Source organism: Nocardia sp. NPDC023852 (genome assembly GCF_040639505.1).
GTDB lineage: Bacteria > Actinomycetota > Actinomycetes > Mycobacteriales > Mycobacteriaceae > Nocardia.
Window position 1 is genome coordinate 47770 of the sequence record NZ_JBFAAB010000011.1, and the last position, 23023, is coordinate 70792.

20 protein-coding genes are annotated in these 23023 nt (G+C 66.7%); 10 read left to right on the top strand and 10 right to left on the bottom strand.

What is annotated here, in order from left to right:
* Positions 1-810: 810 nt before the first annotated feature.
* The 6 genes from AB0H00_RS16875 to AB0H00_RS16900 all read left to right on the top strand — a co-directional run bounded on the left by AB0H00_RS16875 (position 811) and on the right by AB0H00_RS16900 (position 9018).
* Positions 811-4494 (top strand): nitrate reductase subunit alpha, encoded by a 3684-nt coding sequence (locus AB0H00_RS16875; protein WP_357266763.1) that lies wholly within the window; start codon positions 811-813, stop codon positions 4492-4494.
* Positions 4495-4556: 62 nt separating this feature from the next.
* Complete coding sequence (narH, locus tag AB0H00_RS16880; protein ID WP_357266766.1) at positions 4557-6332, top strand: nitrate reductase subunit beta; 1776 nt, start codon at positions 4557-4559, stop codon at positions 6330-6332.
* Positions 6329-7009: a nitrate reductase molybdenum cofactor assembly chaperone gene (gene narJ / locus AB0H00_RS16885; protein WP_357266769.1), complete on the top strand. Its 681-nt coding sequence runs from the start codon at positions 6329-6331 to the stop codon at positions 7007-7009. The genes narH and narJ overlap by 4 nt, the downstream gene beginning before the upstream one ends.
* Positions 7006-7764, top strand: coding sequence for a respiratory nitrate reductase subunit gamma (narI, locus tag AB0H00_RS16890; RefSeq protein ID WP_357266771.1), 759 nt, complete (start codon positions 7006-7008; stop codon positions 7762-7764). The genes narJ and narI overlap by 4 nt, the downstream gene beginning before the upstream one ends.
* A 226-nt stretch (positions 7765-7990) precedes the next feature.
* Positions 7991-8515 carry a DMT family transporter gene (locus AB0H00_RS16895; RefSeq protein ID WP_357266774.1) on the top strand — a complete coding sequence of 175 codons (525 nt, stop codon included), beginning with the start codon at positions 7991-7993 and terminating at the stop codon, positions 8513-8515.
* Positions 8512-9018, top strand: a complete 507-nt coding sequence (locus AB0H00_RS16900) for a DMT family transporter (protein ID WP_357266777.1) — start codon at positions 8512-8514, stop codon at positions 9016-9018. The genes AB0H00_RS16895 and AB0H00_RS16900 overlap by 4 nt, the downstream gene beginning before the upstream one ends.
* A 145-nt stretch (positions 9019-9163) precedes the next feature.
* Here AB0H00_RS16900 and AB0H00_RS16905 read toward each other — a convergent pair whose 3' ends face one another.
* The 5 genes from AB0H00_RS16905 to AB0H00_RS16925 all read right to left on the bottom strand — a co-directional run bounded on the left by AB0H00_RS16905 (position 9164) and on the right by AB0H00_RS16925 (position 11982).
* A complete protein-coding gene (locus AB0H00_RS16905) occupies positions 9164-9616 on the bottom strand; it encodes a VOC family protein (protein ID WP_357266780.1) in 453 nt (150 codons plus the stop codon).
* Positions 9617-9769: 153 nt separating this feature from the next.
* The gene (locus tag AB0H00_RS16910; RefSeq protein ID WP_357266783.1) at positions 9770-10621 is read right to left on the bottom strand and encodes a class I SAM-dependent methyltransferase; all 852 of its coding nucleotides are present in this window, start codon (positions 10619-10621) and stop codon (positions 9770-9772) included.
* Between the two features lie 44 nt (positions 10622-10665).
* Entirely contained in the window at positions 10666-11094 is a 429-nt protein-coding gene (locus tag AB0H00_RS16915) for a PIN domain nuclease (protein WP_357266786.1), read from the bottom strand.
* A complete protein-coding gene (locus AB0H00_RS16920; RefSeq protein ID WP_357266789.1) occupies positions 11085-11279 on the bottom strand; it encodes a type II toxin-antitoxin system VapB family antitoxin in 195 nt (64 codons plus the stop codon). Before AB0H00_RS16920 ends, AB0H00_RS16915 begins: the two co-directional genes overlap by 10 nt.
* Positions 11280-11535: 256 nt before the next feature.
* Entirely contained in the window at positions 11536-11982 is a 447-nt protein-coding gene (locus AB0H00_RS16925; protein WP_357266792.1) for a cupin domain-containing protein, read from the bottom strand.
* A gap of 206 nt (positions 11983-12188) precedes the next feature.
* Here AB0H00_RS16925 and AB0H00_RS16930 point away from each other — a divergent pair, with 206 nt between their 5' ends.
* The gene (locus tag AB0H00_RS16930; RefSeq protein ID WP_357266794.1) at positions 12189-13892 is read left to right on the top strand and encodes a metallophosphoesterase; all 1704 of its coding nucleotides are present in this window, start codon (positions 12189-12191) and stop codon (positions 13890-13892) included.
* A gap of 6 nt (positions 13893-13898) precedes the next feature.
* On the opposite strand, the gene AB0H00_RS16935 is transcribed toward AB0H00_RS16930, so the two are convergent.
* Positions 13899-14234, bottom strand: a complete 336-nt coding sequence (locus AB0H00_RS16935) for a TfoX/Sxy family protein (RefSeq protein ID WP_357266797.1) — start codon at positions 14232-14234, stop codon at positions 13899-13901.
* Between the two features lie 807 nt (positions 14235-15041).
* On the opposite strand from AB0H00_RS16935, the gene AB0H00_RS16940 reads away from it, so the two are divergent.
* From AB0H00_RS16940 to AB0H00_RS16950, 3 genes are all read left to right on the top strand, one after another.
* Positions 15042-15524, top strand: a complete 483-nt coding sequence (locus AB0H00_RS16940) for a hypothetical protein (RefSeq protein WP_357266799.1) — start codon at positions 15042-15044, stop codon at positions 15522-15524.
* 696 nt (positions 15525-16220) lie between these two features.
* Positions 16221-16703, top strand: coding sequence for a hypothetical protein (locus tag AB0H00_RS16945; protein WP_357266802.1), 483 nt, complete (start codon positions 16221-16223; stop codon positions 16701-16703).
* On the top strand, positions 16700-17995 hold the full coding sequence (locus tag AB0H00_RS16950; protein WP_357266805.1) for a flavin-dependent oxidoreductase: 1296 nt from the start codon (positions 16700-16702) through the stop codon (positions 17993-17995). The genes AB0H00_RS16945 and AB0H00_RS16950 overlap by 4 nt, the downstream gene beginning before the upstream one ends.
* Positions 17996-18025: 30 nt before the next feature.
* Here the strand turns inward: AB0H00_RS16950 and AB0H00_RS16955 are convergent, their stop codons facing one another.
* From AB0H00_RS16955 to nirB, 4 genes are all read right to left on the bottom strand, one after another.
* Positions 18026-18784, bottom strand: a complete 759-nt coding sequence (locus tag AB0H00_RS16955; RefSeq protein ID WP_357266808.1) for a sirohydrochlorin chelatase — start codon at positions 18782-18784, stop codon at positions 18026-18028.
* Positions 18781-20022 carry a uroporphyrinogen-III synthase gene (locus tag AB0H00_RS16960; RefSeq protein ID WP_357266811.1) on the bottom strand — a complete coding sequence of 414 codons (1242 nt, stop codon included), beginning with the start codon at positions 20020-20022 and terminating at the stop codon, positions 18781-18783. Before AB0H00_RS16960 ends, AB0H00_RS16955 begins: the two co-directional genes overlap by 4 nt.
* A 4-nt stretch (positions 20023-20026) precedes the next feature.
* Positions 20027-20428, bottom strand: a complete 402-nt coding sequence (nirD, locus tag AB0H00_RS16965) for a nitrite reductase small subunit NirD (RefSeq protein ID WP_357266814.1) — start codon at positions 20426-20428, stop codon at positions 20027-20029.
* Positions 20429-20492: 64 nt separating this feature from the next.
* Positions 20493-23018, bottom strand: a complete 2526-nt coding sequence (gene nirB, locus AB0H00_RS16970; RefSeq protein WP_357266817.1) for a nitrite reductase large subunit NirB — start codon at positions 23016-23018, stop codon at positions 20493-20495.
* Positions 23019-23023 lie beyond the last annotated feature (5 nt).

A 23023-nucleotide genomic window follows, 5' to 3' on the forward strand; every position in this document is an offset into this window, starting at 1 on the left:
GGGGTTGCGCCGCGATAGTGCGAGCGGTATCGGCCAGAACTAGCGCGGGAAGCCCGAGGCGAACCAGGCGGGTTGCGATCATCAAGACTCCTGTTCGAAATCGAAGATTACTGTCGCAGTAGAACGCGGGCGCCTGTTCGGCGTCAGAGTCCGAGTCCGTATGGATTCCAAAGATGGACCGCTGGTTTCACGATCACCCTTGCCGATCGGTCTTAAGGAATCCTTAACGAAAGGTAAGCACGGTGGACCGGTCGCGGCTCCCGCACAAGCATTTTCTTGCCGCAGCGCATCACGACCGGCCCGAACAGGGGAATACCTTCGCGTCGACGAAATCGACCGCCAAACCTTGCTGAGACCACCTCGATGACGTACACAATTCCCCGATATCACACAAATTCGCAGCGAATAGCTTTCCGTTCGACTAAAACGCGGCCGTAAATGCGACACCGAAGCGCGCAAAAACGAGTGCACCGAACATCTCCGCGAGCCCGCCCGGTTGTGTTAACAAATGTAAAGCGCCGGAGAACCAGTCGTTTCCAAAGCATCACCGAGACTCGCGCGAACCCTGCCTCTGGACACTACTTCCGCCAGGTCATAGCGCATCTCCCCTGTTCGGGTCGCGCCCGACACCTCGAACGCGCTGCACGACCATGACCACCACGTTGCGGCATTCTCACAACTCACGTCCGCCATAAATGGGCTGTGAGAGAGTCGTTTGGTCCGCCGTACCCCGCTCCTTACAGTCGGAACATCACACCGATTTCACAGCTCGAAGGGGACGTCGTGGTTAATTCGCGTAGCCAGGATCGCGTGCCCTCCGCCCCGGCCACGGACGCCGGGGACGCGCTTCTTCGGCTGGGAAAATACTTCCACCGCGGCGAGGTGTCCTCCGACCATCGCACGCTGCACAAGGTCGGTGGCCGCAGCGCCGACGAGTTCTACCGGGACCGGTGGTCGCACGACAAGGTTGTGCGCTCCACGCACGGCGTGAACTGCACGGGATCCTGCTCATGGAAGATCTACGTCAAAGACGGTGTGATCACCTGGGAGTCGCAGCAGACCGACTATCCGTCGGTCGGGGCCGACAAACCCGAGTACGAGCCGCGCGGCTGCCCGCGTGGCGCCTCCTTCTCCTGGTACACCTACTCACCGGCCCGGGTGCGCTACCCCTACGTGCGCGGCGTGCTGCTCGAGCTGTACCGGGAAGCCAAGTCCCGATGGAAGGACCCGGTGCTCGCCTGGGGCGAGATCGTCGAAGACCCGGAGAAGGCGCGCAGTTACAAGGCCGCCCGCGGCAAAGGCGGATTCGTGCGCGCCGAGTGGTGGGAGGCAGCCGAAATCGCCGCGGCCGCCCACGTTTACACGATCAAGCAGTACGGACCCGACCGAGTGGCCGGGTTCTCCCCGATTCCAGCGATGTCGATGGTCAGCCATGCCGTCGGCGCCCGGTTCATCTCGCTGCTCGGCGGATCGATGCTGTCGTTCTACGACTGGTACGCCGATCTGCCGGTGGCCTCGCCGCAGGTGTTCGGCGACCAGACCGATGTGCCCGAGTCCGCGGACTGGTTCGACGCGGGCTACCTCATCATGTGGGGCTCGAACGTGCCGGTGACCAGGACACCGGACGCGCATTACATGACCGAGGCCCGCTACCGCGGCCAGAAGGTCGTCGTAGTCTCTCCCGACTACGCGGACAACACCAAGTTCGCCGACGAGTGGGTCCCCGCCCGTCCGGGCACCGATGCGGCATTGGCCATGGCGATGGGACACGTGGTGCTGAAGGAATTCTTCGTCGAGAAGAAGACCTCGCGCTTCCTCGACTACGTCAAGCGCTACACCGACCTGCCGTTCCTGATCACCCTGGACGAACGCGACGGCGCGTTCGTGCCTGGCAAGTTCCTCACCGCCGCCGATCTCGGTCAGGTCGGTGAAGGGGTCGAGTTCCAGACGGTGCTGCTGGACGCGCAGGCGCGACCGGTGGTGCCCAACGGGTCGCTCGGGTACCGATTCGGCGCGGCAGGCACCGGACGCTGGAACCTCGATCTCGGGGATGTCGATCCCCTGCTGACTCTGTACGGCCGCACCGATGATGCTGCGGCCGTGCGGATTCCCCGCTTCGACAGCGACAGGCCCGGCGTGCTCACCCGCGGGGTGCCCATGAAGACCGTCGCAGGCAAACGGGTGACAACGGTCTTCGATCTGCTGCTCGCCCAGTACGGCGTCAGCCGCGACGGTTTGCCGGGCTCCTGGCCGGCCGGCTACAACGATCCAGCCGAGCCCTACACCCCGGCCTGGCAGGAGACCATCACCGGCGTTCCCGCCGCGCAGGCCGAGCGCATCGCGCGGGAGTTCGCCGACAACGCTGATCGCTCCGGCGGCCGGTCGATGATCCTGATGGGCGCGGGCACCAACCACTGGTTTCATTCCGACCAGATCTACCGCGCGTTCTTCACCCTTACCCTGCTGACCGGATGCCAAGGCGTGAACGGCGGCGGCTGGGCGCACTACGTCGGCCAGGAGAAATGCCGACCGGTCACCGGGTGGTCCACGCTGGCCTTCGGGTTGGACTGGCAGCGTCCGCCGCGGCAGATGCAGGGCACGGTGTTCTGGTATCTGACCAATGATCAGTGGCGCTACGACCCGTTCACCGCGGAGTCGTTCGCCTCACCGCTGGGCGCGGGGACGTTCGCCGGTCGCACCGCAGCCGACAACATCGCCCTGGCGACCCGGCTCGGCTGGATGCCGAGCTACCCGACCTTCGACCGCAATCCCCTCGACCTCGTGGATGAGGCCGAGGCCGCGGGCAAGACGGCGCAGGAACACGTGGTGGACGGGCTGAAGTCCGGAGATCTGCGGTTCGCCTGCGAGGACCCGGACGCGCCGGAGAACTTCCCGCGCTGCCTGACCGTGTGGCGGGCAAACCTGCTCGGCTCCTCCGGCAAGGGTAACGAGTACTTCCAGCGCCACCTGCTCGGCGCCGATTCCAACCTGCAGACCACCGACGCCACCGGTGTACGGCCGCAGGAGCTGACCTGGCGCGAGACCGCCGCCACCGGAAAGCTGGATTTGCTGCTGTCACTGGACTTCCGAATGACCAGCACCACGCTGTTCTCCGACATCGTGCTACCCGCGGCCACCTGGTACGAGAAACATGACCTCTCCTCGACCGACATGCACCCGTTCGTGCACGCCTTCTCCCCGGCGATCTCGCCGCCTTGGGAGGCGAAGACCGACTTCGACGCCTTCCACCGGATCGCGCGTGGCTTCTCCTGGATGGCCGAAAAGCACCTGGGCACGCGTAAGGACCTGGTGGCCGTGCCGCTGCAGCACGATACGCCGGACGCGACCGCGCAGGCGGGTGGCCGGGTACTGGACTGGAAAACCGGTGAGTGCGAACCGATCCCGGGCAAAACCATGCCGAAACTGGTGGTCGTCGAACGCGACTACCCGAAGCTGGCCGAGAAGATGGCCGCGCTCGGGCCGCTGATCGATACGCTCGGCGTCACCACAAAGGGTGTCACCACCTATCCCGATCAAGAGGTCGAGTACCTCGCCGGAATGAACGGCACCGTGGTTTCCGGTGTGGCGCAAGGGCGTCCGTCACTGGCCAAAGATACACACGCGGCCGAGACCATTCTCGCGCTCTCGGGTACCACCAACGGCCGACTCGCTGTGGAGGGCTTCCACGCGCTGGAGCGCCGCACCGGCACCGAGCTGGCCGACTTGGCGGCCGAGCACGAGGGCAAGCGAATCTCGTTCGCCGACACCCAAGCTCGCCCAGTGCCGGTGATCACCTCGCCGGAGTGGTCGGGCAGCGAAACCGGCGGGCGCAGGTACTCGCCGTTCACCATCAACACCGAACGCCTCAAGCCGTGGCACACACTGACCGGGCGGCAGCACTTCTACCTCGACCACGACTGGATGATCGAACTCGGCGAACAGCTGCCGATCTTCCGCCCTCCGCTGGACATGACGGCGTTGTTCCGCGAGCCGTCCATCGGCGCGGTCGACGACCGGGGCGTCACCGTGCGCTACCTGACACCACACTCGAAATGGTCGATCCACTCCGCCTACCAGGACAACCTGCACATGCTGACGCTCTCCCGCGGCGGACAGACGATCTGGATGTCCGACCGGGACGCCGCGAAGATCGATGTCGCCGACAACGATTGGATCGAGGCGATCAACCGCAACGGCATCGTGGTGGCCCGCGCTATCGTCAGCCATCGGATGCCGGAGGGCACGGTGTTCATGTACCACGCCCAAGACCGGGCGGTGGACGTGCCGCGCATCGAAGGCATCGGCGAGGACACCAAGGGCCGCGGCAAACGCGGCGGCATCCACAACGCGCTCACCCGCATCATGATCAAACCCTCGCATCTCATCGGCGGCTACGCGCAGCAATCCTTCGCGCTGAACTACCACGGCCCCACCGGAAATCAGCGCGACGAGGTCACCACGATCCGCAAACGCTCGCAGGAAGTGGAGTACTGACATGAGTTCGACGAGGCCACCACACTGCGTCCGTGAACGCTCGCAGAAAGTGGAGTACTGACATGCGAGTCATGGCACAGCTGGCCATGGTGATGAACCTGGACAAGTGTATCGGCTGCCACACCTGCAGCGTCACCTGCAAGCAGGCGTGGACCAACCGGGGCGGAACCGAGTACGTCTGGTTCAACAATGTGGAAACCCGCCCCGGGCAGGGCTATCCGCGCCGGTACCAGGATCAGGAGAAGTGGAAGGGCGGCTGGACGCTGAACAAGCGCGGCAAGCTCACTCTGAAGTCGGGCTCTCGGATCAAGCGGCTGCTCAATATATTCGCCAATCCGGACCTGCCCACGGTGGACGACTATTACGAGCCGTGGAGCTACGACTATGACAACCTGCTGTCCTCGCCGCCGATGGACACCACACCCGTCGCCCGCCCCAAATCGCTGATCACCGGGGCGGATACGAGTATCACCTGGGGCGCGAACTGGGACGACGACCTGGGCTCCGGTCCCGAGCAGGTCGGTAAGGATCCACTGCTGGCGAAGCTGTCCGACCAGGTGAAGCTGGAGTTCGAAGAGACCTTCATGTTCTACCTGCCACGCATCTGCGAGCATTGCCTCAACCCGTCGTGTGCGGCGTCGTGCCCGTCCGGCGCGATCTACAAGCGCGCCGAAGACGGCATCGTCCTGGTGGACCAGGACAAATGCCGCGGCTGGCGGCAGTGCGTATCGGGCTGCCCGTACAAGAAGATCTACTTCAACCACAAGACTGGCAAGGCGGAGAAGTGCACTTTCTGCTATCCACGTGTGGAAGTCGGCATACCGACGGTGTGCTCGGAGACCTGTGTCGGGCGGCTCCGCTACATCGGTGTGCTGCTTTACGACGCTGACGCCGTATCGGAGGCCGCGTCGGTCACCGAGGACAAGGACCTGTATCCGGCGCAGCTCGGGGTGTTCCTCAACCCGCACGACCCGCGGGTGGTCGCCCAGGCCGAACGCGCCGGGATCTCCCCGGAGTGGATTCAGGCGGCCCAGGATTCGCCGGTCTACAAGCTGATCGTGGACTACCAGATCGCGCTGCCGCTGCACCCGGAGTACCGCACCATGCCGATGGTCTGGTACGTGCCGCCGCTGTCACCGGTGGTCGACGTGCTCGCCGGGACCGGGCACGACGGCGAGAACGTGTCGAACCTGTTCGGCGCCATCGACGCGCTGCGCATCCCGGTGGAATACCTGGCCGAGCTGTTCACCGCAGGCGATGTCGGGCCGGTGCGCGCTGCGCTGCAGCGCCTGGCGGCGATGCGCTCGTTCATGCGGTCGGTGAATCTCGGAGAGGAGCCCGATCCCGCCATCGCGCCGTCGGTGCGCCTCGCACCCGAAGAGATCGAGGCGATGTACCGACTGCTGGCCATCGCCAAGTACGAGCACCGCTACGTCATCCCCACCGGCGCGGGAGCTCGTGCGCACGAATTGGATTCGCTCGCCACCGGGTGCAGTCTGGATACCGACGGCGGTCCAGGCATGACGGCATTCGACCAGATGGTGGACAAGTTCCACCTCACCGACACCAATGGTGCTGCGCCGCAAGAGAAATCGTCGCGGGTAAACCTTCTGAATTGGGACGGCAAGAGCACCGAAGGCCTGGTGCCGACCAACGGCGCCGCGAATGGCACGAGTAACGGAGCGCACGTCGACGACTCGGCGGGCGGCAAGACCAGCAAGGCACACGCCAACGGCGCCGCCGGCGGTGACACCGACGGAAGGCACACCACGGGCACGGACCGCAATGGTGCCGTAGCTGGTGACCCGACCTCGGCGCCGAGCGGAGCCGGGCGATGAGCCTGCTGAAGTTGCGCCGCCGCCCCGAATCCGCGGTGCAACTCGCCCAGCGCGACCGCCATCTGGTGTGGCGGATCGCCGCACTGCTGCTGGACTACCCGACCGAGCAGACGCTGGCCATGATCGACCAGTTGACCACTGCCGCGACCGGATTGCCGGATGTGATCCGCGAGCACTTGAAAGAGTGCCTCGAGTACCTTCAGGTGACCGCGCCGTTGGAGCTGGCGGCCTCCTACGTCGAGACCTTCGACATGCGCCGCCGCGCCAGCCTGCACCTGACCTTCTACGCCTACGGCGACACCCGCAAGCGCGGAATGGCGCTGCTGCGGTTCAAGCACGCCTACCGGCACGCCGGGGTAGAACTCGGCAACGAAGAGCTGCCCGACCATCTGCCGGTGCTGCTGGAGTTCGCCGCCACCGTCGACCCGATCGGCGGTGAGCGGCTGCTCGGCGAGCACGTTCCCGTTCTGGAGCTGCTGCGGCTTTCGCTGTCCGACAACGGCTCTCCATACGCTGGGGTGCTCGCAGCGGTCGGGGCGACATTGCCGCCGCCGACCACCGCCGACCGGCGGCGCATCGCCGAACTCGCCGCGCAGGGCCCGCCCGAGGAAGAGGTCGGGTTGGAACCCTTCGCGATGGACCCCGCTCTGTTCGACGGATCGGAAGGCCGACGATGAACGCAACGCCGCATCTGCCGACCGCGCTGTGGCTGATCCTGCCGTATATCGCGTTCACCTCGTTCGTACTCGGCCATCTGTGGCGCTACCGCAACGATCAGTTCGGCTGGACCACCCGCTCCTCACAGATCTACGAAAGCCGCCTGCTGCGCCTGGGTAGCCCGCTGTTCCACTTCGGCATGCTCGGCGTGATCGGCGGACACGTGCTCGGCGTGCTGATCCCGGAGTCGTGGACCGCCGCGGTCGGCATCTCCGAGCACGCATACCACCTGATCGCCGTCTCGGCGGGCTCGGTAGCCGGCCTCGCCGTGCTCGCGGGCGTCGCCATCCTGGTCTACCGGCGGATCACCGTTCCCGCCGTCCGCAAGGCCACTACCGGCAACGACCGCCTGATGTACGTCCTGCTGGCCGCGGCGCTGATCACCGGCCTGCTCAACACCTGGGGCAGCAACTTGCTCTGGGGCACCTACAACTACCGCGAGACGGTCTCCCCCTGGTTCCGCAGCCTGTTCACGCTCGCCCCCGAACCCGAGCTCATGGTGGACACCCCGTGGACCTTCCAGGCGCACGGCCTGATCGTTCTCACGTTGATCGGCTTCTGGCCCTATACCCGGTTGGTGCACATGTTCAGCGCCCCTGTCGGCTATCTGGTACGGCCCTATGTGGTCTACCGCAGCAAGGAGTTCGACGCGCCGGACAAGCGCCGCTATGCCCGTGCCTGGGATGCGCCGGTGACACCGGAGCGCTGGCGCTGACGAACATGTGAAGCACTGCCCGGCAAGGGGATTCGCCGACGACGAACCCCGTGTGGGATTATCTGCCGCTATTGACGGTGCCGTTATTTAACGGTACGTTGCACAGGTCGCGACAGGTGGTGTCGCTAGCAGACGGAGATATGGTTCCTCCTCCAGAGGGTCCGGTCGAGCCGCATCGCTGGTTCGTGATGGCGTTTACCCCCTGAACCGAAGGACGTGTCTCGTCGTGGCCGTCGTCAGCCTTGGGCTTGTATTTCTGTTCATCCTCGTGTCCGGTGGGCTGCGGTCCATCGAGGTCGGGTGCCAGAACACACAGAAAATCTATGTGCGGAACACGTGGCTGTGCGCGGTGTTCTCGTATGCCGTTGCACTGGCTGGGTTTTTGATTTTCCTCGCGGTGTCGCGGTTGGTCTCGGACTCGCCGCTACCGACCCTCGACGATGTGCGGCACATGCCGTGGTGGGCACCGTTCGGTGGCCTGATCGGCGGCGTGGCGGTGGTCGGCATGATCACCGTCGCCAAGTACGTCGGCGTGGCGACCTTCAACGCGGTCGTCATCGTGAGCGAAATGCTGGTCGCGCTGGTGATGGACGACCTAGGCCTGATGGGATTCGCCGCCAGAGAGATGACTCCGCCTCGTCTGTTGGCCGCCGGTTTGATCACGGCAGCGGTTTACCTGATGGCCAGCGACTCGACGAAGCAAGAACCTGCCCCCCGCACCGCTGAGCCGGCCGAAAGGGTTTCCCGATGACGACGACCAACACAACCGAGACACGCATGGCGCTGCCGCGCTGGGCGATGGTCCTGATCTTCGTGTTCATGCTGGTCGGCGGCGCGTTGCGGTCCGTGGAGGCCGGGTGCCAGAACACACTGAAGCTGGCACTGAAGAACGTGTGGCTGTGCGGGGTGATCTCCTATGCCGTAGCCCTCACCGGCGTCGGCGCGATTCTCGTTGTCTGGCTGATCATTTCGCGCCGTCGGGAGTGGCCGACCCGCGCCGACCTCGCGGCTATGCCCACATGGGCGCCCGTCGGCGGCCTCACCGGCGGCGCGGCGATCTTCGCGATGATCACCGTCGCTTCCAGCGTCGGAGTCGGCACGTTCAATGCCTTGATCATCGCCGGTCAGATGTTTCTAGCGGCAGCGATGGACCACTACGGAGTGATGGGCTTCCCACGGCGCCGCATCAATTCCCGACGAGTCGCCGCGTGCGCCATGATCATCGTCGGCTCCTACCTGATGGCGAAATACTGAGACGCTTCGAATATGGGTGGCGTCGGAGTCGGGCAAGGCTGGACAAGTCCGCGTTCGTCCACGAGCTGACGGCGGAACGCTGTCATCGACGACGCTGTCGCCCACTGGAAGACCCGCCCGAACGGAGAGCGGGTCTTCCGGCATGTCAGGCGTTGTCGTAAGCGTCCCGGAGGACCTTGACGTCGAGCTTGGACATCGAGCGCAGGGCGGTGCCGACGGCCATGGTCTTGGCGGGATCGTCACCGCTCATCAGCTCCAGCAGCGCGGAGGGCACCACCTGCCAGAACAAGCCGTAGCGGTCGGTGAGCCAACCGCAAGGCCCCGGCAGACCCCCTTCGGTGAGGGCATCCCACAAGCGGTCGACCTCGTCCTGGGTGTCCACGACGACCTGCAACGACGCCGCGTCGGTGAGCGGATGGTCCGGCCCGCCGTTCATGATCGTGATCGCCTGGCCGTCCAGGTCGAGCGAGACGATGAACGCCGAGCCATCGGAGTTGCGCGAGATATCGACCACCCGCGAATTCGGAATCACCGAGGCGTAGAAGTTGGCGGCTTCCTCGGCACCGTTCTCGAACCAGAAGAAAGTATTGACCGACATGATGTGCTCCTTGTCGTGTACGACCTGCTGTCACCCCTTGGTCGAAGCCACCCACACCCATTCGACATAACTCTCGAACTTTTTCGAGATATTTTCCAGCCCCATCCGCCAACCGTTCCGCACCGACACCCGGAAGTCCATTGTCGACAACCTCTAGGTGGTAGCCACGAGCAGCTCCTCCGAAGACGAGGGGCGCAGGCCATCGGCGCGGTCGGCGAAGTAGCGCCGGGTGAGGGCGGCCGCCGACACGTGCTCGGTGGCGGCGAAACCAGCTTCCCGGGCCGAGGCAGCGATCTCCGACGGGGTGAAGAAGCTGATGAACGGCGTGCCCGCTGCGCGCGCGGCGTCCTCGGTCCGCTCGCGTTGGGGCCGCTCGTCCGGTTCGACGAGCTCGAATGGCACGATGAACGTCATGGCCAGCGTGGCGCCCGGTGCCAGCGCGGCGAGGTGGCGTAGCGTGCCGGCGGTCGCGTCTTTCGTCAGATACATGGAGACGCCGGTGGAGGCCACCACCGCGGGTCGTTCCGGATCGAACCCCGCCTCGACCAATCGGTCCCACCATCCGGCCTCGAAATCCACCGGTACCAGTCGCAGCCACTCCGGGAGTCCGTAGCCGAGCTCGAGCAGGCGTTGGCGCTTCCATTCCTGCGGTCCGGGCTGATCGACCTCGAAAACCGTCAATTGGGCTGCGACTTCCGGTCGACGCTGGGCGAAGGTGTCCAAACCTGCCCCGAGGATGACGTACTGGTCGACGCCGCGGGCCGCCTGCCGCACGACGAGATCTTCGATGAAGCGGGCACGGGCGACGACCGTGGCCCTCGAACGGCTGGTGGTCCGCAGGTCCATGTCGGGACGTTCGCGCCAGTCGTACCCGGGAGCCGCAAGCCGCAAGCCGATCTCGTCGTCGAGCACGTGCGGGGGTGGGTCGACCTGAACGTGCAAGGCCCGCCACAGTGCCACCCGCAGTGCCGTACTCTCCGGTGCCACGGTCTGCTCGACCGGCATAATGATCTCCTTCGTCTACGTCCGATGCCGTCTCGGAGGCTGGTTCAGCCGCCGGTGCCGGGAGGCACTATCCACTCGGTGGGCTGACCGGTCAGGTCGGCGATGATGTCGAAGTCGTGGTCGTAGTGCAGCACGGTGAGGCCGGCCAGTTCCGCGGTCGCCGCGATGATCAGGTCAGGCAGCGGCCTGCGGTGCTGACCGCGCTGCGCGAGCTGGCGCTGAACGTCGAGAGCGCGCCGCAGGGCGGCGTTATCAGTCGCGATCCACGGCAGCGCCTCGAGCGCCGTGTTCACGCGCAGATAGTCGGAACTGTTCCGTGCCGAATACAGCAACTCGAGGACGATGATCTCGCACACCGCGAGTCGCCCGGCCGCGATTTCCTCATCGAGCCGGCGGGCGGCCTCAACAGAGGTGTAGCGCTGGGCGTGAGCGCTCTTGTCGGCCAGGAACACCGGCTGTTCGGTCACTCCCATGCCCCGCGCATCGTGTCCGAATCCAGCTCCAGCCGCACCGACCGCAGGGTTTCGACAGCTTGCGCCCGCCGACGCTCGGCCAACACGTGTTGCAACGCGCGGTTGACCGTCTCCGTCTTGCCAGTGGTGCCGAGCACCTTCGCTGCCTCGGCCCAATCGTCAGTGAGGTCGATCGTGGTGCGCATCTAAATCGCCTCCATCATGATGCATCCAATACGTCTACGATGATATCGCCAATCTAGGGAATTTCGCATCATCGAGGACCGGTTGCACCGCGGACTATCCGAGCTGCGACCAAGACCGGGCATGCGCGAACTGGCCGCCGAAGCCGAAGCAGCGCTGAACCCGCTCCCTACTGGCACCGGGCCGCAGCCCGTAGGGCACCGACCGACCTCTTCCTGGAGCCGCGCTCCGACGGCGGCGGGTCGGGCGCGACGTCGACTAAGCGCAGGACGGCGCCGGGGCATCCACGAACAGCGGCTTGCCGATGGGCGGGGCGTAGACCACGTCGAGAATCAGTGGTTCGGTGCCGAGGTTGCGGCCGATGTGGATGTTCCATTCGCCGGCGGGCTCGTAGATGAAATCGCCCGTACGGTAGATGGGAGCGTCGCACTCGGGCCCAGGATGGGTGAGCGTGCCCGCGCGGACGAAGCCGAAGACGGGGCCGTCATGGTAGTGCCAGCCGGTGGAACCACCGGGGCCGATGGTGATTTCACGGACGACGATATCGGTGGCCGCGACAAAAGGCAGCAGTCCGGCGGGAATCTGCGCCTGACCGAGGGTGACCGCGGTGATGTCCGTGCCGGGCGTCGCGTGCGCGGTCGCCACCCCCGCCAGTGCGCCGACGAGCACGACCGCCGCGAACGCGGTACGGGTGAAGGTCGCCATCACGGCAGCCTAGCCACGGCGGCGCCGCACCGGACCCGTTATGCGAGCGAGAAATTGGCCCAGCACCTGCCAATCGCTCTATTTGCGCGAATTGTCCGGATCGCGTTCGCGATCGTAAACGTGTGCGGACACTGTTCATCCATTGTTCCCGCACACGGTGCGATGCCGAGTTGCCCAGACTGCCCGGTCCGTACAACATCAGCGGTATGCCGTCCACTCCGCTGAATCCAGCAGGCGACATTCCGGATACCGGAATTCCTGGCCGTCTCGCCGCCGATATGACCATGACGGAACAACACGAATGGCACCGCGCCTACCTGCGCCGCCATCCGGTGTCCCGGCGCAATATCCTGCGTGGCGCCGCGGCGGCCGCGGCCGTCGCCACGGTCGGCGTCTCGCCGTTCGGCCGGCGTGCCTATGCCGAGGAAGCCCAACTCGCGGTGGGCGGACGACACGTCGGATACGGGTCCGACGCCGCGAGCCAGCTGCGCTTCGCGGGCCAACTGTCGCGGCGTCCGGCGGGCGCCACGGTGTATCTCGACCACGGCCCCACGCCGGCGCTGGGCGCGACGGTCGAGGCCGAAGTGCGCGATCTGCTCACCCAGGTGCCCACCGCCGACGGCGGGGTCCTCGCCACGGAACAGTTCTATGTCCACGCTCCGGTGGACGGCCTACCCGGCCGGGTACCGCACTTCTACCGCTGGCGGACCTCCGACGGGTTCGTCGGCGACATCCGCACCGCAGCGCCCGCGATGCCGACCGGACGAGCGGGGGTCCTGCCGTTCCGCTTCACCATGATGGGCGACCAGGGCACCGACGGTACTCCGGCGCTGCCGGACGGCGTCGCGCCTGGCGACTACGACGACAAGTACTACAAGGCCGACAACGATCCGGCCACACCGCATGCGAGCAATGTGCTGCGCCAGATCGCCGCGGCCCGACCGGATTTCCACATCCTGGCCGGCGACATCGCCTACGCCGACCCCTCCGGCGCGGGAAAGCCGGGTCAATTCGTCGCGCACGGAGCGCGACCGGCGAGCGGGTTCGACAAGTACAACCCCTACGTGTGGGATGTCTACTTCGGCGCCATCGAGGTCAGCGCCGCGCAGACGCCGTGGCTGTTCACCACCGGCAACCACGACATGGAGGCGACCTACGGAGCACTCGGCTACGGAGGACATCTGGCGCGGCTCGACTTTCCCGGCAACGGCCCGGCGGGCTGTCCCTCGGCGTACTCGTTCACCTACGGCAACGTCGCGGTGCTCTCGCTGGACGCCAACGACGTCTCCTACGAGATCCGTGCCAACTCCGGCTACTCCGATGGTGCGCAGACCAGTTGGGTGCAGCGCGCGCTAGCCGCCTACCGCGCCGACCGCGACATCGATTTCATCGTCTGCTTCTTCCATCACTGCGCGTACTCGACCACCGAAGCGCACGCCAGCGACGGCGGTGTGCGCGACGCCTGGGTCGAGCTGTTCGACCGCTACCAGGTCGACTTGGTGCTGCAAGGCCACAACCACGTCTACGAGCGCACCGATCCGATCCGCGGCGGCAGCGCGACGAAGGTCGCGGGCGACAACGCGATCGTCTATCCGGAGACCGACGGCACCGTCTACTACACCGTCGGCGGGGGCGGGCGTCCCCGCTACGACTTCCAGCCGGATTCGCAAGAGTCCTTCCGCGGCAACGAGCTACCGGACACCACGGTGCCGAACAGTTACGTCTGGACGCCCGGCGGCGGCAAGCAAGAGGAGGCCGCACCATGGTCACGAGTTCGGTTCCGGAACTACTCGTTCCTGCGTGTCGACGTCCGCCCCGGCATCTTCGCCAGCGAGATGGACGTGGTCGCGGTGGACGAGTATGGCCGCGAGTTCGACCGGGTGACCTTCCGCCGCCAGGTCCGGCCCTGAGCCGGGCTACTTCCTCTTGGGCGGGAGGGTCCGAGCGTAGGCGACGCCGCGCTCGACCCACTCCCGCAGCACCTCGTCGTCGTCGGCCGCCTCCGGGGCGACCCGGAGCCAGCCGACCATCTCGCGACCCCCCATGACCATGGGCTCGACCGAGTCGCCGACCAGCCGCTCGCCCTCGTCCGGGTCGACACGGACCATCAAGCCCCCTTTGCCGCTGGCCGCCACCGCCATGTTCCCACCGATCAGGAATGCCAGGCCGCCGAACATCTTCTGCTCGGTGCACTCGGGACCGGGCACGATCAGTTCGCGGATCCGCTCGGCCAGTTCCTCGTCGTATGCCATACCGGGATTGTCCGCTCCCGGTATGACAGATTCGCGGCTGAACGCCCAGCGCGGCGGCGAACAACGGCCAGGTATCAGGACGTGCGCGCCACCTTCCCGAACACCTCGTCCGGATCGGACCGAACCAAGTCGGTGATGATCTGCGCCGATGACCGCATCTCACTATGCACCGTTCATGCCGCGCTGCACTGGTCACAAGCAGCTACCTGGTGCGCCCAAAGCTCCGCGACCGATGATCAACGGTTCGGTGGCACACCGGCTGTCGTTGCGCCGACGCCATCACCGCGCGCCACATCCTTGCTGTTCGGTCTTCTTCGCGACGGTATTCGACTCGCGTCCCCCGCGCAGGAAGGCTGCCACTGCCCTCCTACCTACGGCCTACCGATGCCAGGTCTGCAGGTAGTCGGCCATGCTCGTCTCGATTGACCGCTCCAGTCACCGAATCGGCACGGTCCGCGAGCCGACCGGTGACGATCTGCCAGAACTTTGCGAGGTTGAGTCGAATGGTGTTCTACACGCTGCGTGGGGGATTGATGCGTTCGGGGTTGCAGACGGTGTCCATTCGGAGCGGGGGCGGCAACCGATGAGTCGCCGCGCAGAGGCACACCGGGTGTTCACGGCGTGTGGGCACCTGACCGGGATGGCGACCCCGCGTACGTGCCTGCTCGATGTGATGGCCGCTCGCGGCCTCGCACACGTATGTGCGTTACCGGCGTGATGGCGCACCGAACTGCCACCGGCTCGGCACGGAGAGCGCTCATGTCGTCTGACGGCTCGGCAGAGTCTGTTCCTGCCCATCATGTCGCGGTGACCGAACGGGCGATCCGCCCGGATTCCGAGCGGCTGATCAGGCTGCTGCGGGACAGCGATAGCGCAACCCGGACCCTCGCGGCCTGGACCGGCGGCCCGGTGCTGCTGGAGGTCGTGGACCGACACGATGACCGGCTTTCCGCCACCGAGTTCGCCGACCTCGATCTTTGGCGGCCGGAACCGGTGCAGCGGCGGAAAATACGCTTGCTGAACAACCGCAATCGCGTGCTTTCGGAGGCGACAGCCATCGTCGTGCTCGGCCGGGTCCCGTACCGCACAGCCCTCGCGCTCCGAGACGGCGACGTGCCATTGGGATTACTCCTTGCTCCCTTACATCCCAAGCGGCACACACTCAGCGTGGTACGCGGCTCCGACGACCAGCCCGACAACCCGCTGTTCGACATCACCGCCCGACTGGACGTAGGTGGCAGCCCAGTCGCGTTCGTGCGCGAGCGATACCTGCCAGAGGTGCTGCGGTGATGTGACAGGCGCGCATGGCCATGTGCGACTTCGTGATCCGATAGTACCGACCGAAAAATGTTCGGATGCCGAATCCTCTGGTCCATTCGGACCCGGATCAACGAAATGATCCACCCGTGGACACACTTTCGCGCCGGCCACCTCGATGATCAACTCCACGCGCGTCCGGACGTGCTGATACACCACCGGATACGTCACCAACGCCGGCAAATGCCGCCCGTGCCGGATCGGCGCGGTCACCCCATCGGCACGGAAGCGGGTGACATGCACCACAATCACATTGCCGTGCATGTCGGTGACCGAGAAAACCTGCGCCGCAATCGCTCCTCTGACAGCGGCGTGGACATGTCGGTCGAGTTGTGGCTCCACGACCGTTCCAGCTCGACGATTCGGCCTTCATCTGGGCTTTCATCTCGAGAATCAACCGGCCCCGCGGGCCGATGCCACGAGCAACTGCTCCACGGTCGGCGCAGAATCGGAAACTTGCAAGCACATCAGTAGCCGGATCCACGATCAAGCCGCCACACCGCTCGAAGCGCAAGTCGCAAAGTTCAATGGTTACAATGCCTTTCGAGCGGTGCTGATCCTGGCCGGGGGGCGCAGCGTTCCTGCCCATTCAGCTACCAATGTTTTCCCCGTGGAGCGCTCATGTCGTTTGACGGCTCGGCAGAGTCTGTTCCTGCCCATCATGTCGCGGTGACCGAACGGGCGATCCGCCCGGATTCCGAGCGGCTGATCAGGCTGCTGCGGGACAGCGATAGCGCAACCCGGACCCTCGCGGCCTGGACCGGCGGCCCGGTGCTGCTGGAGGTCGTGGACCGACACGATGACCGGCTTTCCGCCACCGAGTTCGCCGACCTCGATCTTTGGCGGCCGGAACCGGTGCAGCGGCGGAAAATACGCTTGCTGAACAACCGCAATCGCGTGCTTTCGGAGGCGACAGCCATCGTCGTGCTCGGCCGGGTCCCGTACCGCACAGCCCTCGCGCTCCGAGACGGCGACGTGCCATTGGGATTACTCCTTGCTCCCTTACATCCCAAGCGGCACACACTCAGCGTGGTACGCGGCTCCGACGACCAGCCCGACAACCCGCTGTTCGACATCACCGCCCGACTGGACGTAGGTGGCAGCCCAGTCGCGTTCGTGCGCGAGCGATACCTGCCCGAGGTGCTGCTGTGATCAGCGGGACCGACGCGGGCGTGCTGATCGCCGGCGCCGGGATCGCGGGGCTGACCACCGCGCTCAGCCTGCACGCCGCCGGCGTCGAATGCGTGGTGGTGGACAAGGCGCGGGAACTCACCACCGCGGGCGTCGGCATCAACCTGCTGCCGCATGCCGTGCGTGAATTGACCGAACTCGGTTTCGGCGACGAATTGGCCGCACTCGGCGTGCCCACCGCCGAGATGATTCATTACGACCGGTTCGGCAATCAGATCTGGTGTGAGCCGAGGGGAATCGCGGCGGGTTACCGATGGCCGCAGTACTCCATCCACCGCGGCGAATTGCAGCTGATGCTTTTGCGTGCGGTGACCGAGCGGCTCGGCGTCGACGCGGTCCGGACCGGAGTGGCGCTCAGCCGCTTCGCCGACACCGGGGACGGAGTGCGAGTGCACTTGCTCGACCGCCGTACCGGCGAGCTGGGATCGTGGGATGGCGACGCGCTGATCGGCGCGGACGGGCTGCACTCGGCGGTTCGCGCTCACCTGCATCCCGGCGAGGGCCCGCCGATCGGCTCCGGCATCCGGATGTGGCGGGGTACCGCGATACGCCAACCGTTCCTCAATGGACGGACCATGATCATGGCGGGGTGCAATACGGCGGCGAAGTTCGTTGCGTACCCGATTTCGCCGACTGTCGACGGTCTGGCGACCATCAATTGGGTGGCGGAAGTCCGTCGGCCCGATGCGGGGTTCGCCGCGGACTGGACGGCACGGGGTCGGCTCGACGACGTGCTGCCGCACTTCGCCGACTGGCAGTTCGACTGGCTGGATGTGCCGGAGCTGATCCGGGGCGCCGATTCGATCTTGGAGTATCCGATGGTGGACCGAGATCCCCTGGCCTACTGGGGTACCGACCGGGTCACCTTGGCCGGCGACGCGGCACATCCGATGTATCCGATCGGGTCGAACGGCGGATCCCAGGCGATCCTGGACGCGCGCGAGCTGGCATATCACCTGGCGACCGCACTGGACACGCCGGCCGCGCTGGCCGGCTACGAGCGTGCGCGGCGGGAGACGGTCAACGCGATCGTGCTGGCCAACCGGGAGTTGGGACCTGAGCGCATCTTGCGCATGGTGGCGCGGCGGGCCCCGCACGGATTCGCCCGGATCGAAGACGTGCTGTCCGAACAGGAACTCGCCGCGATCGGCGATGCCTACCGGAGCACCAGCAGCAGCGACGCGTCGACGCTGAACACCCGCGCTTCCTGGACTGCGCCGGCGCGCGCCGCGGACACCGCCGCGCTCACGTGACCATCCGCAGGGAAGGGCGGATTCGAGAACTCAGCGAGCGCGCGCCCGGACGATCTCGCGGGCGGCGGCCCGGTAGCGGTCGGCGATGAGCCGGACGACGGCCGAGTGCACGCCGATGGGTTCGGCGACGCCATCGGCGCTCGCTTCGTGCAGACGCTGCTGGAACAGGCCGTGTGCCAGCAGATACGAGGCGATGAATACCCGTCGCGCGCCCGAGGCACGCAGGTCGGCGACCACCTCCGGTATGCGGGGCGCACCGGTCGCGACGTAGCCGATGCGGACCGGAACGCCGAGGCGTTCGGCCAGCAGCGCGGCCGCACGCCGAACGTCCTGCCGGGCACGGGCATCCGAGGAGCCCGCCGCAGCGAAGACCACCGCGTCACCGGGCTGCCAGCCCGCGGCGCGCAGGCGCATCGTCATGATCCGCGCCAACGCTGGATCGGGTCCCATGGCCGGCGTCACCACCACCGCGGGATGGGCACTCTCTGCCACTTCGCGTGGCACGTCCTGGTAGACGTGGTACCCGGAAGCCAAGAACGCCGGAACAAGCACCGTGGGAACGGCTTCCTCAGCCGGCGTCACCAGGTCGCGCAGCACCTCTGACGGCGAAGGGCCGAGCACGTCGACGAAAGCCGTGCGCACCCAGGGTGCTTCGCCGGCCTCGGTGCCGGGCCCCGAAATCCCGGCACCGAGTTCCTTCGACACTGCTTCGGCGAGCGCCGCGATCATCTGCACACCCTTGGTGCTTCGGGTCCCGTGGGCCACCAGCACCAGGGCGGGCGAGGTCACCAGCTCCCCGCGGCCTGGATGTACCGCGGTGCCCGGGTCGGAATTCCGATACCGGGTACCTGCGGGCCTCCTGTCGCCTGGGGCCGTGGGGTGTTGTCGATGCACTCCGCGGGGTCCAGCGCGAGCCGGTATCCGCGTTTGACCACGGTCTGAATCGCTTTCGGTGTGCCGAGCCCGGCACGGAGGCGGGCGATGGCGGTCTCCACCGCGTGCGTGTCGTCGCCACCGCCGGGCAGCGCGGCGAGGAGGTCCTCGCGGGAGACGACCCGTCCGGGCTGCCTGGCCAACGAGCGCATCAAAGCCATCGGCGCGGGCGCGAGCTGGCGCACCTGACCGTCGACCACCACGCAGGCGCCCCGCACGCTGATGTGGTGACCCGCGGCGTGGATTCGATTGGCGCGCCGCGGCAGTTCCTCGGCGACGTGGCGGGCCAGCGCACCGAGCCGAGCGCGGCCCGGCATCGAGGTGGGCACCCCGAGCTCTTCCAGCGGCGCCGCCGTGATCGGGCCGACGCATGCGGGCAGCACCCGGCCGCGCAGCGCGTACAACAGACCTTCGAGCAGCCCGGTCTCCTTGGCGCGCATCAACATCGACGCGACCGCGGGCGCGCTGGTGAAGGTGACGCAGTCCAGGCTGGAAGTGACGATGGACTCGATCAGCTGATCCATCGGCCCCCGGTTGTCCGGCGGCACCCAGCGATACACCGGCACCGGCACGACATCCGCGCCGGCGCAACGCAATACCTCACAGAAGTCGGGCACCGGCTCCCACTCGGTGGTCGCGCCGTGCAGCTGCACCGCGATTCGGACGCCCTCCACGCCCTCGGCGAGCAGGTGGTCGAGCACCTCCGCGGAGGACTCCGAGACGGGCGACCATTCCTCGCGCAGTTCAGCGGCACGGATGGCACCCTTCGCCTTCGGGCCGCGCGCGAGCATCCGGGTGACACCGAGCGTGCCGCGCAGATCCTCGGCCAGTCCCCAGCCTTCGGCCGCCTCCATCCACCCGCGGAAACCGATGCCGGTGGTGGCCACGGTGATCTGGGGTGGATCGGCGACAAGCTGCCGGGTGACTCGCTCCAGCTCGGTGTCGTCGGCCAGCGGAATGATCCGGATGGCTGGTGCGGACACGGTGGCGGCCCCTCGCCGTTCGAGCAGCGTGGCGAATTCTTCGGCCCGTCTGGCGGCCGTGATGCCGACCGTGAACCCGGCCAGGCCGGGGCCGGTGTCAAGTGTTGTCATGCCGTCATCCATCCGAGGAGACGAGTCCGGATGGCACCGGCTCGTTGGAAATCGAAACGATGCCGTCGTCCACGCGCACCGCGTACACCGGCAGCATCGCCGATTCGTCGTCCAGGCAGCGCCCGTCGACCAGGGAGAACGCCTGCTTCAACAAGGGCGAGGCCACGACGGGCACGCCGCCGCGATCCCCGACGATACCGCGCGACATGACCGCGGCCCGCCCGATCGGGTCGATATTGCCGACGGCATAGAGCATGCCGTCGCTCTGCAGGAACAGCGCAGCCTGTTGGCCACCTTTCAGCAACACCGCAACGCCGCGGCCGGGAATCAAGTAGTCGAGCCGGCATGCGTGCGTCCACCCAGTGGTGGTTGCTGCGGCGATGCCAGGGGTATCGATCACGGTCATCGGTGTCATCCTCCAAACGCCTTACTCATTCGTACCGACGTTCTGTTTCCGTGCGGTTAAGCGGTCATTTCCCCGGCGTGGCGATAGGCACTTCCGGAAGTCCGAGCAGGACGGGAACCTTCCGCTCCCCGGTTTCGTCGAAGGAAATCGTCGGATCGGCCTCCTCCGGGGCATTGACGAACGAGACGAAGCGAGACAGCTTCTCTTCGTCTTCCAGCACAGCGGCCCACTCGTCGCGGTAGCCCGCGACATGCTGGGCCATCGCCACCTCCAGATCCTCGGCGATGCCGAGGCTGTCCTCGCAGATCACCTGCTGGAGGTATTCGATACCGCCTTCGAGCGCCTCCTGCCATGGCGCGGTGCGCTGCAGACGATCGGCGGTGCGGATATAGAACATCAGGTAGCGGTCGATGTACCTGATCAGCGTCTCGTCGTCGAGGTCGCCCGCGAGCAGCACCGCGTGCTTCGGGGTGAGGCCGCCGTTGCCGCCGACGTACAGGTTCCAGCCGTTCTCGGTGGCGATCACACCGACATCTTTGCCGCGTGCCTCGGCGCATTCACGCGCACAGCCGGAGACCGCCAGCTTCAGCTTGTGCGGCGAGCGCAGGCCACGGTAGCGCTTCTCCAACAGCACGGCCATGCCGACCGAGTCCTGCTGGCCGTAGCGGCACCAGGTGGAGCCGACGCAGCTTTTCACGGTGCGCAGCGACTTGCCGTAGGCGTGGCCGGATTCCATGCCCACGTCGACCAGTCGCTTCCAGATCAGCGGCAGCTGCTCCACGCGCGCGCCGAACAGGTCGATGCGCTGGCCGCCGGTGACCTTGACATACAGGCCGAACTCCTTGGCCACCTCACCTATGGTGATCAGCTGCTCGGCGGTGACCTCTCCGCCCGGCATCCGGGGCACCACCGAATAGGTGCCGTTCTTCTGCAGGTTGGCCAGGAAGTGGTCGTTGGTGTCCTGCAGCGCGGCCTGCTCACCGTCGAGGATGTGGCCGCTCGAGGTGGAGGCGAGGATGGAGGCGACGGTCGGCTTGCAGATGTCGCAGCCGGTTCCCTTGCCGTACTTGGCGATCAGGGCCGAGAAGGTGCGGATGCCGGTGACCTGGACGATCTGGAAGAGCTCGGCACGCGACTGCGCGAAGTGCTCGCACAGCGCCTTGGACATCTCCACGCCGGACTGCTCGAGCAGCTTCTTGATCATGGGAACGCAACCGCCGCAGGAGGTTCCAGCGGTAGTGCACTTCTTGATGCCGGGAATGTCGCAGGCGCCGTCCGCGATCGCCCCGCAGATCGCGCCCTTCGTCACGTTGTTGCAGGAGCAGATCTGCGCGTCGTCCGGCAGCGCGTCCGCACCGAGCTCCGCGCCGGCGGGTGAGATCAGCGCGGCCGGTTCGGCGGGCAGCGGACGGCCGACGAGCGGCCGCAGCGCCGAGTAGGCGGAGGCGTCGCCGACCAAGATCCCGCCGAGCAGGATCTTCGCGTCGTCGGAGACGACGAGTTTGGCGTAGGTGCCCTTGGCCGCGTCGTGCAGCACCACCGAGAGCGCGCCCGCAGTGGTGCCGTGGGCGTCGCCGAAGCTTGCCACGTCGACGCCGAGCAGCTTGAGCTTGGTCGACATGTCCGCGCCGGGGAATTCGCCCGCGCCGCCGAGCAGCCGGTCCGCGACGATCTCTGCGGTGCTGTATCCGGGCGCGACCAGCCCGTAGCACACGCCCTCCACGGCGGCGCATTCGCCGATGGCCCAAATGTTCGGGTCGGAGGTCTGCAGCCCGAGGTCGGTGACGATGCCGCCGCGGGGGCCGACCTCGAGGCCCGCGTCGCGGGCGATCTGGTCGCGCGGGCGGACACCGGCGGAGAACACCACCAGCCCGGCCTCGATCACCGACTCGTCCGACAGCGTGACCTGCACACCCTGGTCGCCCGACTCGATCGAGGAGGTGCCGACACCGGTGTGCACGTGCAGGCCGAGATCGGTGACCAGCCGCTCCAGGATGGCGCCGCCCCCCTCATCTACCTGGGCGGGCATCAGTCTGGCGTTGAACTCGACCACATGCGGGGTGAGCCCGAGCAGTCGCAGCGCGTTCGCGGCTTCCAGGCCGAGTAGGCCGCCGCCGACCACCACGCCCGACGCGCCGGGTCCGGCGGCTTCCGCGGCCGCGCGGATGCCGTCCAAGTCCTCTATGGTCCGGTAGACGAAACACCGGGGGTGGTCGTGGCCCGGCACCGGCGGCACGAACGGGTAGGAGCCGGTGGCCAGCACAAGCGCGTCGTAGGCGAGAGTGTCACCGGCCGACGTGGTCACCTTGCGCGCCTCGCGGTCGATCGACTCGGCGCACTGGCCGAGCCGCAGCTCGACCAGGTCGTCACCGGCATACTCGTTGCCGGGCAGCGCCAGCGCGCTCGCGTCCCAGGCGCCCACGTAGGACGACAGACCTACCCGGTCGTAAGCGGGCAGCGGCTCCTCGCTGAGGATGACGACCTGCCACCGGCCTTCGGTGTCACGCGAACGCAGCGCCTCGACGAACCGGTGTCCGACCATGCCGTGGCCGACGACCACCGCGGTCTTGCGATCGACTGTGGGGTTCATCTGTT

Coding starts and splice junctions, on each gene's coding strand:
- AB0H00_RS16925 (WP_357266792.1), bottom strand. CDS start 11,982: ATGGCGACCTTCACCCGTACCGCGTTCGCGGCGGTCGTGCTCGTCGGC.
- AB0H00_RS16900 (WP_357266777.1), top strand. CDS start 8,512: ATGACGACGACCAACACAACCGAGACACGCATGGCGCTGCCGCGCTGG.
- AB0H00_RS16915 (WP_357266786.1), bottom strand. CDS start 11,094: ATGGGAGTGACCGAACAGCCGGTGTTCCTGGCCGACAAGAGCGCTCAC.
- nirD (WP_357266814.1), bottom strand. CDS start 20,428: ATGACCGTGATCGATACCCCTGGCATCGCCGCAGCAACCACCACTGGG.
- narI (WP_357266771.1), top strand. CDS start 7,006: ATGAACGCAACGCCGCATCTGCCGACCGCGCTGTGGCTGATCCTGCCG.
- AB0H00_RS16935 (WP_357266797.1), bottom strand. CDS start 14,234: ATGGCATACGACGAGGAACTGGCCGAGCGGATCCGCGAACTGATCGTG.
- narJ (WP_357266769.1), top strand. CDS start 6,329: ATGAGCCTGCTGAAGTTGCGCCGCCGCCCCGAATCCGCGGTGCAACTC.
- AB0H00_RS16920 (WP_357266789.1), bottom strand. CDS start 11,279: ATGCGCACCACGATCGACCTCACTGACGATTGGGCCGAGGCAGCGAAG.
- AB0H00_RS16930 (WP_357266794.1), top strand. CDS start 12,189: ATGCCGTCCACTCCGCTGAATCCAGCAGGCGACATTCCGGATACCGGA.
- AB0H00_RS16960 (WP_357266811.1), bottom strand. CDS start 20,022: ATGACAACACTTGACACCGGCCCCGGCCTGGCCGGGTTCACGGTCGGC.
- narH (WP_357266766.1), top strand. CDS start 4,557: ATGCGAGTCATGGCACAGCTGGCCATGGTGATGAACCTGGACAAGTGT.
- nirB (WP_357266817.1), bottom strand. CDS start 23,018: ATGAACCCCACAGTCGATCGCAAGACCGCGGTGGTCGTCGGCCACGGC.
- AB0H00_RS16910 (WP_357266783.1), bottom strand. CDS start 10,621: ATGCCGGTCGAGCAGACCGTGGCACCGGAGAGTACGGCACTGCGGGTG.
- AB0H00_RS16905 (WP_357266780.1), bottom strand. CDS start 9,616: ATGTCGGTCAATACTTTCTTCTGGTTCGAGAACGGTGCCGAGGAAGCC.